Source organism: Aliarcobacter vitoriensis, assembly GCF_048320235.1.
Lineage (GTDB): Bacteria > Campylobacterota > Campylobacteria > Campylobacterales > Arcobacteraceae > Aliarcobacter > Aliarcobacter vitoriensis.
On record NZ_CP182882.1, the window covers coordinates 1,592,299 to 1,606,289 of the forward strand.

The following is a 13,991-nucleotide window of genomic DNA, read 5'->3' on the forward strand; positions in this document are numbered from 1 at the left end:
TTTTAGTTAGAATAAAAGACTGTTAAGTATGTGAAAATATAATAAGGAAATTTAGTGTTAAGTTTTTTCAAAGCTGATGAAGATAGCTTTTTTAAAGAGTTAATGTCAAGTAAAATTGATGTAAATAAGCTTAAAAAATATATCGATAAGGGTGTAGATATAAATTTTACTGATGAAAAAGGAAGGACGGTTCTTTTTGAATTAGCTAACAAAAAAAAATTTGATGCAATAAAAATTCTATTAGCTTTGGGTATAGATATCTATAAAGAGGATACTTTAGGCAAAACTGTCTTAAGTGAAGCTTGTGAAAAATATGATTTTATGATGGTTAGATTTTTGCTTGAAAATGGTTTTGATATAAATAGAAAGAATTCTAAAGGAAGGACTATTTTACAAGATAATGTTCTTTTAGGAAATATAAAAGTCTTTCAAATACTTTTAAACTACAATGTAGATTTTGATATAAAAAGTGATGATGAAGAAACTGTTCTTTTTGATGCTGTTGAAAATGGTAATATTGATATTTTAAAAAAAGTTATAGATAGTATTAAAAATATAAATGTTGTTGATAAAAATGGACAAACTGCACTTTTTAGAGCAATCTTAAAAGATGATTTAAGAATTGCTTTAACTTTAATCCAAAATGGAATAGATGTCAATATAGTAGATAAATATGGACAAAATGTTCTTTTCAATACTATCTTACAGGGCGAAAAAAATCAAATAGTTTTAAAGCATCTAATTCAGCGTAGAATAGATTTGAATATTGTGGACCAAAGAGATAAAACAATTATTGATGAGATATTTTATATTATTACTTTACAAAAATATGATAAAGATTTGGAAGATAAAAGATATAGCTTGATTTCTCAAAAAGATGATTATTTATCTTTAGCTTTGCAGATTATTGATGGTGGATTTAAAGTTGATACTCCTGATAAATTTGGAAAAACAGTATTACAAAAAGAGATAGAAAAAAGAAATTTTATAACAGCAGAATTTTTAATAAATTGTGGTGCAAATATAAATATATTAGATGAATATGGAAGAAATTTAGTCCATACAGAGATTTTAAAAGGTTATTCCAACAATAAAATTATAGATTTTCTTATTTCAAAAGGAGCAAATTTAAATCAAAGAGATAACTTTTTTAAAAGTATAGTTGAAAATTTGATTGATTTAATTTTGATTTCAAAGGGTGAAAAAACAAGTAATTCAACTTTAAGTGAGTTTGTAAAAGAAGATGCAGGATTTGATATATTACTAAAAAAAGTTTTATCTCAAGGTGCTAATTTGAATCATAAACAAGTAGATGGTAAAAATTTAGTATTTGATTTAATAAATTATGATAGCTTTGATATTTTAGATATTTTAGTTGAGTATGGGATAGAATTAAATTGTATAGATTATGATGGAAATACACCTTTGATGTGTATGATTGATGATGGATTGAAAGTTGAAGATAGAACACTTAAAGCTTATTTTGTAAAAAGATTACAGAATTTTTTAAAATATAGAGTAAATCTTAATATTCAAGATAAAGATGGAAAGACAGTAATTCACAAAGCTGTAATTGCTGATGATTTAGTTGTTGTTGAAAAATTAATGGTAAAAAAAGCAAATTTAAATCTACAAGATAATCATGGTAGAACAGCACTCCATCATACTCAATGGAAAGGAAATTATCAAATTGCAAGATGGTTGATTTCTGCTGGTGCTGATATGAATTTACCTGATAATAGTGGGTTTAATATTTTAAATTATGCAGCTATTTTAGGACATACTAGACTTGTAATTACGCTAATATCATCTGGTATTTTGATGTATAATAACAATGTTAAAAATAAAAAAGTTGCTCAATTTTTTAAAACAAAAGAAAAAGTTTTAGATAAGTTTTTAGTTGCTGAAAATATTTCTGATCCTAAAATGCAAAATGCTTTAGCAGAAGTTGTTACAAATTTTAAAAAAGAAATAAATGAAGCTTTAGCTTAAAAAAGGTTATAAAATGAATAAAAAATCAATAATTATATTAGCTGCTGGTGCAGGAACAAGAATGAAATCACAACTTCCAAAAGTTTTACATAAGATTTCTGGAAAACCTATGCTTTATTACTCTATAAAAGAGGCTTTAAAACTTAGTGATGATATTACGGTTGTTTTATATCATCAATTTGAAAAAGTAAAAGCTGAAATAGAAAAATATTTTAAAAATATAAACTTTGTAATTCAAGACCATAAAAACTTCCCTGGAACTGGTGGAGCAGTTATGGGAATAACTCCAAAATATGAAAAAGTTTTGGTTTTAAATGGAGATATGCCCTTAATTCAAGCAAGTGAATTAGAAAAATTTGATATTGATGCAACTATTGTTATGTCAGTTTTAAAGCTTCAAAGTGCAGATGGATATGGAAGGGTAATTATTGAAAATGGAAATGTTAAAAAAATAGTTGAACAAAAAGATGCTTCTAGTGAAGAGTTAAAAATAACAACAGCAAATGCAGGAATTTATCAGTTTGATACAAAATTCTTACTTGAAAATTTATCAAAATTAGATAATAACAATGCCCAAAAAGAGTATTACATCACAGATTTAGTTGAAATGGCAATAAGCCAAGGAAAAGTATTAAAACCACTTATTGTAAATGAAGAAAACTTTAAAGGAGTTAATTCAAAAGTGGAATTAGCTGATGCTGAAGTAATCCATCAAAATAGAATAAAAAAAGAGTTTATGAAAGCTGGAGTAATTTTTAGATTGCCTGATACTATTTATATAGAAGAAGGTGTTGAAATAGAAGGTGAAAGTATCATTGAAAATGGTGTAAGTATTTTAGGAAATTCAAAAATTATAAACTCTCATATTAAAACAAATAGTGTTGTTGAGAACTCTATTGTTGAAAATAGTGATGTTGGACCAATGGCTAGAATTAGACCTGATAGTAAAATAGTTTCTACTCATATTGGAAATTTTGTAGAAACGAAAAAAGCTATTTTAACAGGAGTTAAAGCTGGACATTTGTCATATTTAGGTGATTGTGTTATTGATGAAGGAACAAATATTGGTTGTGGAACAATAACATGTAATTATGATGGGGTAAATAAACATCAAACAATTATTGGGAAAAATGTTTTTGTGGGAAGTGATACACAGTTTGTAGCACCTGTAACTATTGAAGATGATGTACTAATAGGAGCTGGAACGACTGTTACTGGAAATGTTAAAAAAGGTGAGTTATATTTAACACGTGCAAAAACAAAAACTATTGATGGATATTTTTATAAACATTTTGCCAAAAAAACTAATGAGAAAAAATAATGCTTTTAAAAGATAAAAAGATCTTAGTAGGTGTTACTGGTTCTATTGCAATTTATAAAGCTTTAGAGTTAATAAGACTTTATATAAAAGCTGGAGCAGTTGTAAGAGTAATTATGACTGAAAGTGCCAAAAAATTTATAAATCCTATTACTTTTGAAGCAATTTCCCAAAATAAAGTTTTAGATGAAAATAGTGAAAATTGGGATAAAAACCAAGATTATAATCATATTGATATTGGAAAATGGGCGGATATTTTTGTAATAGCTCCAATTAGTGCAAATAGCATAAATAAACTCGCTTGTGGAATTGCATATAATTTACTACTTCAAACAGCTTTAGCTTATACTAAAACTAAACTTATTGCACCAGCAGCTAATACAAATATGATAAATAATCCTATCACAAAAGAAAATCTTGAAAAGTTAAAAAATTATAATTATAAAATAATCTCTTCTCAAGTTAAGGAACTTGTTTGCAAAGATGTTGGTGATGGAGCTATGGCTGAACCAAAAGATATTTTTGATATTACTTGTAGAGAGCTTTTAAAAAAACAATATTGGCAAAATAGAAAAGTAGTATTAAGTGGTGGTGGTACATTAGAAAAAATAGATGATGTTAGATATATTTCAAATTTTTCGAGTGGAAAAATGGCTACAAGTTTGGCAACAGCTTTGTATTATTTTGGTGCAGATGTTAGTTTAGTAACTACTAGAGGATATGAAAACTTACCAAAAGATATAGACTTAAAAATTGTTGATAGTTCACAAAGTATGTTTTTAAATCTTGGTGAAAAATTAGTACAAAAAACTCAAAAAAAAACATTTTTATTTATGGTTGCAGCTGTTAGTGATTATGTTCCAGAAAAAATTTTTGAAGGAAAACTAAAAAAGGAGAGTTTAGGAGAAGTATTTAATCTAAATTTAGTTCAAAATATTGATATTTTAAATAGTTTGAATAAAACAGATATTATTTCTATTGGATTTAAAGCTGAAATGGATAAAGAAAATGCCAAAACGAATGCACAAAATATGTTAAAAAATAAAAATCTTGATGCAGTTTGTCTGAATATTTTAGATGAAAATAATAGTTTTGGAAGCAATGATAATAAAATAGAACTCATTTTAAAAGATAAAAGTTTAGATTTTGAAGGAGAAAAATTAGAAATTTCTTTAGATATTTTGACTAATTTAGAAAAAGAGTTTAAAGAATGTTAGAACAGCAAAACCCACAACACATTGCTATTATTATGGATGGGAATGGAAGATGGGCAAATGAACGTGGACTTAAAAGAACAGCTGGACATGAAGAGGGTGCAAAAGTTGTAAGAGAAATCACAACTTATTGTGCAAAAATGGGTATAAAATATCTTACTTTGTATGCATTTTCAACTGAGAACTGGAAAAGACCAAAACTTGAAGTTGAATATCTTATGAAACTTTTGGAGAAATATTTAAAAAATGAATTAGAAGTTTTTTTAGAGAATAATATTCGATTTAAAGCCATTGGAGATTTGAGTAAATTTTCAAATTCTTTGCAAAATACTATAAAAACAATCGAAGAAAAAACATCTATTTGTAGTGGACTTACTCAAATACTTGCATTAAATTATGGTTCTAAAGATGAAATATTAAGAGCAATAAAAAAACTAAATGAACAAAATTTGGAAATAAATGAACAAAATTTTGAATCTTGTCTTGATACAGCTGGGTTTAGTAGTGTAGATTTACTTATTCGTACAAGTGGAGAATTAAGACTTTCAAACTATTTATTATGGCAAAATGCCTATGCCGAGCTGTTTTTTACTTCTACTTTATGGCCAGATTTTAATAGTTGTGAACTTGAAGATATAATAGAAGATTTTAAAAAAAGGCAAAGAAGATTTGGAGCATTATAGAAGTTTAAAAGTATTAATTTTAAGTCTTGCACTTTCAATATTACTATTTATTAAATTTGGTTTTGGTTTATTGTTTTTACAATATTCATTGTTTTTTTATATTTTAGTAGTGCTTTGTTCTTATGATTTAAAGTATAAGGCAGTTCCCGATTATCTACTTTTATTTGTATTTATAGCATCATTTTTTATAACATTCTTTGAATTTTTAGAGAGTTTACAAAATGCTTTATTTTTAAGTGGAGCAGTTTTTTTACTAAATTTTTTAGTTACATTTTATATACAAAATATAAAATCAAGAATTTTAAAAGATGAAAGCTTGAAAACAAAGACAGCTTTAGGTGAAGGTGATATTCCTTTGATATCTTCTATTGGAGTGGTTTTAGGTTTACAAGAAGCCATTTTTACTATATTCTTAAGTGCAATTCTTGGTATAATACATACAATTTATGTAAAAGCAATAAAAAAAGAGAGTGAAATACCATTTATTCCTTCTTTAGTTATTGCCTTTTTTTTGGAATTCTTTTTCCATATTTCTAACCACTTGAAGGATTTTTATTGAGATTAAATAACTATTTATATTCACAATTATCACTTACATTTTTTCCTATATTTTTGGGACTATTTTTTATAACATCAGTTGTTTTTTTAGTAAGAATAGCATCTTTAACTTCTGTAATTACGATGGATTTTTTTGAATTATTCAAGCTTTATAGTTACACTATGCCCCAAATTATATTTTATACTATGCCAATTTGTTTTTTTATATCTTTGGCTATAACTTTATCAAAATTGTCAGGTGAATATGAGCTTACTGTTATTACATCTTTTGGATTAAATCCACTAAAAATTTTAAAAATATTTTTGCCTATTACGATTATCGTATCGCTTATACTATTAGTTATTTCTATTGGACTTATTCCAAAAACTAAGTATCTTACAAAACAGTTTATGGAAGTTAAGAAAAAAGAGGCAAATTTTAATATAAAAGAGAGTGAATTTGGGCAAAAATTTGGTGATTGGCTTATATATATTAGCTCTAAAAAAGATAAAAACTATCAAGAAGTTAAACTTTTTAAAACAGAAAAAGAGCAAGAGCATTTTATTATAAGTAAAGAGGCTATTTTAGACAATGATGAAGGAAATCTAAGTTTTAAATTAATAGATGGAAAAGTTTTTGTTATAAATGAAAAAGAAAAAGAATTTAATCAAGTAAATTATAAGAATATGTACATAAATGATGCTATTGCAAGTGGTTCTATTGATGATTTTACAAATAGCTATAATTACTGGTTAGAAAATTTTAAAGATAAAAAAGATATTGATGATTTTATATTTTTTGTTTTAACTTCATTTTTTCCTTTAATATCTTTATTTTTGGTTATAACTTTTGGTTATTTTAATCCAAGATATGAAAAAAATAGAACTGTTGCTTACTCTATTGTTACAGTTGTTCTATATTTTATACTTGTAAAATATATTGGAGATAAATCTTTGCACTCTATTTATTTGATACCTATTTTTTGGTTAATTACAAGTTATATTTTATATAGTAAAACTATAAAAACAGAGTATTAGTTTGAATTTAAAGTTTATTTGTTCTTATGATGGAAGTGTATATTTTGGAAGTCAAAAACAACCAAATCAAAATACAGTTGAAGATGAACTTTTAAGAGTCTTTAAAACTTTTGATATCGATACAAAAATTATTTTTAGTGGTAGAACAGATAAAGATGTTCATGCTACTAAGCAAGTTTTTAATTGTCAAATTCCAGAACATTTTAGTGATTTTTTTAAGTTAAAAGATATTTTAAATAGACGACTTCCTATTTCAATAAAAATACTAAAAATATCAAAAGTAAATGATGACTTTCACTCAAGATTTAGTGCAAAAAGAAGAGTTTATAGATATTTGATAACTACAAAACCAACAAACCCTTTTAATTCAAAATATATAACGTATGTAAAAAATATAGATGAAGAGCTTTTAAAAGATGCTATAAAAGAGTTTATTGGTTCTTTTGATTTTCAATATTTTCATAAAACTGGAAGCGAAAAAGAGAATACAAAAAGAGAGATTTTTGATACAAAGTTTTATAAATATAAAGATATTTATGTTTTTAAATTTACTGCAAATTCATATTTAAGAAGTCAAATAAGACTTATGGTAGGATTTTTACTTGCAATTAATGATAAAAAATTAACTATACAAGATTTAAAAGAGCAGTTAAATTTAAAAAAACATATATTTAAAACCCCAGCAATTGCAAATGGTTTATATCTTGCTCAAATAAAATATTAAGGATAGAATATGAAAAGTTTATTAAAAGTGGTATTTATTGTAATTTTTTTAAATATATTTTTATTTGCAAATTCCGAAATTAGCATACAAAAAGATATTTCTCTTGTTGGTGGTGAACAAAATCATGAATTTACAATATCTTCAAACTTTCACAAACAAGAGTATTTAATACAAGTTTATCAACCAAAATCAAAAGCGTTAGAAAATGGTTATCCAGTGGTATATATTTTAGATGGAAATGCTACTTTTCCGTATGCTTCGGTTATGGCACAAGCTATGGATAATATGTCTTATCGTACAAAAAAAGTTCCACCTTTGATAGTTTCTATTGGATATGCTTCAAAAGAACTTTTTGATATAGAAGCAAGAAGTTCTGATTATACTCCTCCATATGAAGGTGAACTAAAAACTCCACAAAATCGTGGAAGTTCACAATTTACTCAAGGTGGAGCAGAAGAATTTTATAGTTTTATACAAAAGCAATTAAAACCAATTATTGAAAAAAATTATAAGGTAGATAAACATAAACAGACTTTGTTTGGACACTCTTATGGTGGACTTTTTACTCTTTATTCTTTTTTAAATCATCCAAATGATTTTCAGAATTTTATAGCTGCAAGTCCATCTATTTGGTGGAATGATTCTTTGATATTAAAAAATTTGAAAGATAATATAGAGTTTAAGAATCCTACAAATTTAATTTTGAGTGTAGGAGAAATTGAAAATAAAGGCAAAAATCCAACAGATATTGATATATTTGCTTCATACTTTAAAAATAGTGTAAATTTACAAACAAAGGTTTTAAATATACAAAATGCTTCTCATCTTGAAGCACTATTTCCAGCACTAAATCAAATTTTTAAAATAGAACAATAAAATGTTTTTAAGATTTCTAATCATTTTATTTTTTTGCGTAAATCTTTTTTCTTATGAGTTTAAATTAAACCCAAAAGATACAAATTTGATTAATAATTCAAAGCAGAAAACAGCCATTTTAAAAAGATTGGAAAAATATAAAGAGTTTAAAATAAAAGCTAAAAGTCTTGATATAGATAAAAAGTTGGCACAAACAAATTTTTTTATAAATAGAACTTTACCAGAATATGATAGTCAAAGTGTAGGAATAGATGATTATTGGATGACACCAAAAGAGTTCTTTTTTAAAGGTTTTGGTGATTGTGAGGATTATGCTATATCTAAATATTTTACTCTTTTAGAATTAGGAATAAAGAAAGAACATTTGTATTTGGCTATTGTAAGTGTTAAAGGAAGTGCTGGAACTCATATGGTTTTACTTTATATAAAAGATAAAAATTCATCACCTTTAGTACTTGATAATCTTAGTTTTAAAGTTCTTCCTTTTACAAAAAGGGTAGATTTAACTCCTATTGTTGCTTTTAATGAGATAGATTCTTATCAATTTACAAAAGATAAATTTACACAAAAGGTAGTTATTGACTGGCAAAATGACAATAAATGGGAGAGAATCTTAAATAGAGTCTATAAATTGGGCGAATAAATAAAATTTTTATATACTCTTGACAAACATTGACTCAATAAGCTATAATTCTTTAGCAGTTTATATATTAGAGTGCTAAATTTATAAAAGTGGTTATGTTTATGATAGATAAAAAAGAGTTTTTACTACAATCTATTATCAAAGCTTATATAGAGCATTTAGAACCAATAGGTTCAACACAACTAAAATCTATGTATGATTTATCATACTCTCCTGCAACTATTAGAGGTTATTTTAAGAAGCTTGGAGATGAAGGTTATTTAGTTCAAGAACATATAAGTAGTGGAAGAACTCCTACAAATGAAGCTTTGAAACAGTATTGGAGTGGAAGATTAGACTTTGATTTAAATAGTATAAATATAAAAGCTTTAGAGTATTTTAGTTCAAAAATTGGTTTAACAGTATTTTTGAAAAAAGAAAAAAAAGATATTTTAAAAAATATCATAAATGTTGAAAACAGATATATGATTTTGGAGTTTTCAACTTTTGCAGTTAGTATAAAATATAGTGATGCTTTGAGTAGATTTTTAAAAGATTTTATAAATTTTGATTTAAAAGATATTTTAAAAATTTCAAAAGATGTAGGAGCATATGAGTTATATAATAGTATAAATCAAAGTTTACAAAGCAATGATTTTGAGATTTTCAACTATAAAGAGTTTTTCTCTTTAGCACTAAATTTTGATTTTGATGAGTTTACAATAGATAGGTTTTTAAAAGGTTATATTATCGATGAGCTAAAAGATGGCTTGTATTTTGATAATTTTTTACCACAAAACTATATTGGTATTTGTAAATTCTGCAAAATCAATAATGAAGATGTAAAAATATTGGTTATTGGTGAATTATCAAAAGATTATGGATATTTTTTTGAACAAATTAAACAATTTTAGGAGAATATAATGAGTGAAGAGACAAAAGAAGAAATTTTAAACGAAGAGCAGACTAACAAAGAAGAGTGTTGTCAAAACAGTCAATGCTGTGAAAAACAAGAATCTGAAAATGGTGAAGTAAAAGAAGAGAGTTTAGAAGAAAAAGTAGCTAGACTTGAAAATGAATTAAAAGAGAGTGAAGATAAATTTTTAAGGGTTCATGCTGATTTTGAAAATATCAAAAAAAGACTTGAAAAAGAGAAATACCAAGCAATAGATTATGCAAGTGAAAAATTTGCAAAAGATTTATTAACTCCACTTGATACTTTGGAAATGGCATTGGCTTCTTCAAAAGCTGGAATTGATTCAAGTGAACTTTTACCAAAATTAAAAGAGGGGATAGAACTTACAATAAAAAGCTTTTTATCGACTTTTGAAAAACACAACATTATAAAAGTTGATACAGATGGAGAGTTTGATCCAAATGTACATAATGCAGTTATGCAAGTAGATAGTGCAAATCATGAAACTGGACAAATAGTTGCTGAGTTACAAAAAGGTTATTTGTTAAAAGATAGGTTACTTAGACCTTCGATGGTCTCTATTTCAAATTAATTTTTGAAAATAATGACCGCGATGTCACTAAACTATAAATAGAATTTAAAATTTAAAAATCTTAATAAAAGGAAAAAAAATGAGTAAAGTAATTGGAATAGATTTAGGAACAACAAACTCTTGTGTTGCTGTTTATGAAAATGGTGAAGCAAAAATTATCCCAAATAAAGAAGGGAAAAATACAACTCCATCAATTGTTGCTTATACAGATAAAGGTGAAGTTTTAGTAGGTGATCCAGCTAAAAGACAAGCTATTACAAATCCAGAAAAAACTATATATTCAATCAAAAGAATTATGGGATTAATGATGAATGAGCCAAATGCAAAAGAAGCTCAATCAAAAGTTGGTTATAAAATTGTAGATAGAAATGGAGCAGCAGCAGTTGAAATCGCTGGAAAAGTTTACACTCCACAAGAAATCAGTGCAAAAATTTTAGGAAAACTAAAAGCTGATGCAGAAGAGTATTTAGGAGCAAAAGTTACAGATGCAGTTATCACTGTACCAGCTTATTTCAATGATGCACAAAGAAAAGCTACTCAAGAAGCTGGAACAATTGCTGGGCTTAATGTACTTAGAATTATCAATGAGCCAACAGCAGCATCTTTAGCTTATGGTTTGGATAAAAAAGGTGAAGAAAAAGTTTTAGTTTACGATTTAGGTGGAGGAACTTTTGACGTTACAGTTTTAGAAATTGGAGATGGAACATTTGAAGTACTTTCAACTGATGGAAATGCTTTCTTAGGTGGAGATGACTTTGATAATGCAATTATTGATTGGCTTGCAAAAGAGTTTAAAGATGAAAATGGCTTTGACATTAAAAATGACAAAATGGCATTACAAAGACTTAAAGATGCAGCTGAAAATGCTAAAAAAGAACTAAGCTCTGCTGAATCAACAGAGATTAATTTACCATTTATCTCTATGGGAAATGCAGGACCAATTCACTTAGTTAAATCTTTAACTAGAGCAAAATTTGAGTCTATGACTGAAAATTTAATAAATGAAACACTATCTCATATCAAAACAGCATTAAAAGATGCTAGTTTGGATAAAGGTGAAATTGACGAGATTATTATGGTTGGAGGAAGTACAAGACTTCCTAAAGCAAATCAAGTTGTAAGAGAATTTTTTGGAAAAGACTTAAATAAAGGAGTAAATCCTGATGAGGTTGTTGCCGCTGGTGCAGCTGTTCAAGCTGGAGTTTTAAGAGGTGATGTTAAAGATGTTCTTTTACTAGATGTTACACCATTAAGTTTAGGAATTGAAACTTTAGGTGGAGTTATGACAAAACTTATTGAAAAAGGAACTACAATTCCTGTTAAAAAATCTCAAGTTTTCTCAACAGCTGATGATAACCAACCAGCAGTTTCTATTCATGTTTCTCAAGGTGAGAGAGAATTTGCAAGAGATAACAAATCTTTAGGTATGTTTGAACTTTCAGATATTCCAGCAGCTCCAAGAGGTGTTCCTCAAATTGAAGTAACATTTGATATTGATGCAAATGGTGTTTTAAATGTAAGTGCAAAAGATAAAGGAACAGGAAAAGAAAATAAAATTACTATTTCTGGAAGTTCTGGATTAAGTGATGCTGAAATTGAAAAAATGGTAGCAGAAGCAGAAGCAAATAAAGAAACAGATGCTAAGAAAAAAGCAGTAATTGAAGTAAGAAATCAAGCAGATGCATTATTACACTCTACAAGAAAAACTTTAGAAGAAAATGAAAGTGCAATAAGTGAAGAAGAGAAAAAAGCTATTGTTGATGCAGCAGCTGAACTTGAAGAAGTTTTAAAAGATGAAAATGCTACAAAAGAGCAAATTGAAGAAAAATTAAAAAATTTAACTGATAAATCTCATAAATTAGCAGAAGCTATGTATAAAAAAGATGGTGAGCAAAATGCTCAACCAAACCAAAAAGCAAAAAAAGATGACGATGATGTTATCGATGCGGAAGTAGAGTAATCTCTACTTCATGCAAAACAATATAATATTACTAATCCTTACTACAATTTTATTTACTTCTTGTGCAACTAAAAAAAATGATATAAAGCCTTTAGAAGTTGTAGAAAAAGTAACTCAAAAAGAGCGAATGGAAAAAGTGTCTTTTGCCCAAATTAAAGGCTTTTTTGAAGATGATTTAAACTATGCTTTGGAAGTTTTTAAAAAAGATTGTCAAAAATCTAAAAGATTTGAAGAGTTAAAAACTGTTTGTGAAAAAGCTCAATATGCAACTGATGGGGCTATGTTTTTTGTATCAAACTTTATTCCTTATAAACTTTATGATAATAATTCAAATGATGAAGGAACGATAACTGGATATTATGAACCTTTGTTGTATGGAAGTTTGAAAAAAACTTCAAGATATAAATACCCAGTTTATAAAATACCAAAGAATTTAATCACATCTGATAATGCAAGTTTAAAAGGTTACAAATCAACTGGTAAGCTTGTAGGTAAAAATATAGTTCCTTATGATACAAGAAAAGAGATAGAATTAAATCCAAATAATAAAAATTTTGAAGCCATAGCTTATGTTGATGATAAAATAGATCTTTTTTTCTTACAAGTTCAAGGAAGTGGTAAAATCAAACTTGATACTGGTGAAATAATAAATGTAGGATATTCAGGACAGAATGGACGACCATATACAAGTATAGGAAGATATTTTATAGATAATGAAATAATCAAAAGAGAAGATATTTCAGTTCAAACTATAAAAGAGGCTTTACTTAAAAATCCTTCAAAAATAGATGATATCCTAAATTTAAATGAGAGTTATGTATTTTTTCAAGTTTCAAATCAAGGAGCAACAGGAGCTTTAAATACTGTTTTAACTCCAAAAAGAAATATTGCAGTGGATAGAAGTTATATACAACTTGGAACACCAGTATTTTTAAGTACTCAAAATCCTATAACAAAAGAGCCTATAAATCAAGTGATGGTTGCCGCTGATGTTGGTGGAGCAATAAAAGGCGAAATACGAGCTGATTTTTTCTGGGGATTTGGAGATGAAGCATATAATTATGCTGGAAGAATGAAAGAAAAAGGTAAAATGTATATTCTAAAACCTAAATATTGATAGAGATGAATTAAATTTATTTTTAATTCATTTTATTATTTAAACACTATTTTTTGTTACCAAAAGTAACTTGAACTAACAAATTTGAAAATTCTTTTGTAAAAATTGTCCATTTTTTTCATTTAAATCGTCTTACTATATAGAGAAACAAATTCTCAAAATTAATACAAAGGATTTAAGATGAAAAGAAAGATTTTCATATCAGTATTAACATCAATGATGTTAAGTGGAACAATGTTAAATGCAAAAGAGATAAGTTTGCAAGAAGCAGTAGAGAATATAGTAAAGAAATATAATGTAACATATATTTCAAAATCAAAAGATTTAAAGAATAAAATAGTAGATTCAGAAAAGTTAGGTTTCGGGGGGGGGTACGGTATTAGATAGTTTAAATAGTATTTT

14 protein-coding genes are annotated in these 13,991 nt (G+C 26.5%); all 14 read left to right on the top strand.

Translation table 11 applies throughout. The annotated features are described in order from the left end of the window. Positions 1-54 precede the first annotated feature (54 nt). The 14 genes from ACNSOS_RS07930 (at position 55) to ACNSOS_RS07995 (ending at position 13,976) form a co-directional block, all read left to right on the top strand. Entirely contained in the window at positions 55-1,992 is a 1,938-nt protein-coding gene (locus ACNSOS_RS07930; RefSeq protein WP_418184873.1) for an ankyrin repeat domain-containing protein, read from the top strand. Positions 1,993-2,005: 13 nt separating this feature from the next. Next, complete coding sequence (gene glmU, locus ACNSOS_RS07935) at positions 2,006-3,313, top strand: bifunctional UDP-N-acetylglucosamine diphosphorylase/glucosamine-1-phosphate N-acetyltransferase GlmU (RefSeq protein ID WP_418184874.1); 1,308 nt, start codon at positions 2,006-2,008, stop codon at positions 3,311-3,313. Next, on the top strand, positions 3,313-4,527 hold the full coding sequence (coaBC, locus tag ACNSOS_RS07940; protein ID WP_418184875.1) for a bifunctional phosphopantothenoylcysteine decarboxylase/phosphopantothenate--cysteine ligase CoaBC: 1,215 nt from the start codon (positions 3,313-3,315) through the stop codon (positions 4,525-4,527). The genes glmU and coaBC overlap by 1 nt, the downstream gene beginning before the upstream one ends. Beyond that, positions 4,521-5,207 (top strand): di-trans,poly-cis-decaprenylcistransferase, encoded by a 687-nt coding sequence (locus ACNSOS_RS07945; RefSeq protein ID WP_418184876.1) that lies wholly within the window; start codon positions 4,521-4,523, stop codon positions 5,205-5,207. The genes coaBC and ACNSOS_RS07945 overlap by 7 nt, the downstream gene beginning before the upstream one ends. Then, entirely contained in the window at positions 5,194-5,766 is a 573-nt protein-coding gene (locus ACNSOS_RS07950; protein ID WP_418184877.1) for a prepilin peptidase, read from the top strand. The genes ACNSOS_RS07945 and ACNSOS_RS07950 overlap by 14 nt, the downstream gene beginning before the upstream one ends. After that, positions 5,763-6,782 carry an LptF/LptG family permease gene (locus ACNSOS_RS07955; protein WP_418184878.1) on the top strand — a complete coding sequence of 340 codons (1,020 nt, stop codon included), beginning with the start codon at positions 5,763-5,765 and terminating at the stop codon, positions 6,780-6,782. The genes ACNSOS_RS07950 and ACNSOS_RS07955 overlap by 4 nt, the downstream gene beginning before the upstream one ends. Before the next feature lies 1 nt (position 6,783). After that, the gene (gene truA / locus ACNSOS_RS07960; protein ID WP_418184879.1) at positions 6,784-7,506 is read left to right on the top strand and encodes a tRNA pseudouridine(38-40) synthase TruA; all 723 of its coding nucleotides are present in this window, start codon (positions 6,784-6,786) and stop codon (positions 7,504-7,506) included. Between the two features lie 9 nt (positions 7,507-7,515). Beyond that, positions 7,516-8,382, top strand: a complete 867-nt coding sequence (locus tag ACNSOS_RS07965; protein ID WP_418184880.1) for an alpha/beta hydrolase — start codon at positions 7,516-7,518, stop codon at positions 8,380-8,382. 1 nt (position 8,383) lies between these two features. After that, complete coding sequence (locus ACNSOS_RS07970) at positions 8,384-9,025, top strand: transglutaminase-like cysteine peptidase (RefSeq protein WP_418184881.1); 642 nt, start codon at positions 8,384-8,386, stop codon at positions 9,023-9,025. A gap of 101 nt (positions 9,026-9,126) precedes the next feature. Further along, positions 9,127-9,918, top strand: coding sequence for a heat-shock protein (locus tag ACNSOS_RS07975; protein ID WP_418184882.1), 792 nt, complete (start codon positions 9,127-9,129; stop codon positions 9,916-9,918). 9 nt (positions 9,919-9,927) lie between these two features. Next, on the top strand, positions 9,928-10,512 hold the full coding sequence (gene grpE / locus ACNSOS_RS07980; RefSeq protein ID WP_418184883.1) for a nucleotide exchange factor GrpE: 585 nt from the start codon (positions 9,928-9,930) through the stop codon (positions 10,510-10,512). A gap of 79 nt (positions 10,513-10,591) precedes the next feature. Then, complete coding sequence (dnaK, locus tag ACNSOS_RS07985) at positions 10,592-12,472, top strand: molecular chaperone DnaK (protein WP_418184884.1); 1,881 nt, start codon at positions 10,592-10,594, stop codon at positions 12,470-12,472. Positions 12,473-12,482: 10 nt separating this feature from the next. Continuing rightward, positions 12,483-13,589: a murein transglycosylase A gene (locus tag ACNSOS_RS07990; RefSeq protein ID WP_418184885.1), complete on the top strand. Its 1,107-nt coding sequence runs from the start codon at positions 12,483-12,485 to the stop codon at positions 13,587-13,589. Between the two features lie 180 nt (positions 13,590-13,769). After that, on the top strand, positions 13,770-13,976 hold the full coding sequence (locus ACNSOS_RS07995) for a hypothetical protein (protein WP_418184886.1): 207 nt from the start codon (positions 13,770-13,772) through the stop codon (positions 13,974-13,976). Positions 13,977-13,991 lie beyond the last annotated feature (15 nt).

What these genes read in the sequence shown, in the direction of transcription:
- dnaK (WP_418184884.1), top strand. Translation starts at nt 10,592, where the DNA reads ATGAGTAAAGTAATTGGAATAGATTTAGGAACAACAAACTCTTGTGTT.
- ACNSOS_RS07990 (WP_418184885.1), top strand. Translation starts at nt 12,483, where the DNA reads ATGCAAAACAATATAATATTACTAATCCTTACTACAATTTTATTTACT.
- ACNSOS_RS07970 (WP_418184881.1), top strand. Translation starts at nt 8,384, where the DNA reads ATGTTTTTAAGATTTCTAATCATTTTATTTTTTTGCGTAAATCTTTTT.
- coaBC (WP_418184875.1), top strand. Translation starts at nt 3,313, where the DNA reads ATGCTTTTAAAAGATAAAAAGATCTTAGTAGGTGTTACTGGTTCTATT.
- ACNSOS_RS07975 (WP_418184882.1), top strand. Translation starts at nt 9,127, where the DNA reads ATGATAGATAAAAAAGAGTTTTTACTACAATCTATTATCAAAGCTTAT.
- ACNSOS_RS07965 (WP_418184880.1), top strand. Translation starts at nt 7,516, where the DNA reads ATGAAAAGTTTATTAAAAGTGGTATTTATTGTAATTTTTTTAAATATA.
- ACNSOS_RS07945 (WP_418184876.1), top strand. Translation starts at nt 4,521, where the DNA reads ATGTTAGAACAGCAAAACCCACAACACATTGCTATTATTATGGATGGG.
- glmU (WP_418184874.1), top strand. Translation starts at nt 2,006, where the DNA reads ATGAATAAAAAATCAATAATTATATTAGCTGCTGGTGCAGGAACAAGA.
- ACNSOS_RS07995 (WP_418184886.1), top strand. Translation starts at nt 13,770, where the DNA reads ATGAAAAGAAAGATTTTCATATCAGTATTAACATCAATGATGTTAAGT.
- grpE (WP_418184883.1), top strand. Translation starts at nt 9,928, where the DNA reads ATGAGTGAAGAGACAAAAGAAGAAATTTTAAACGAAGAGCAGACTAAC.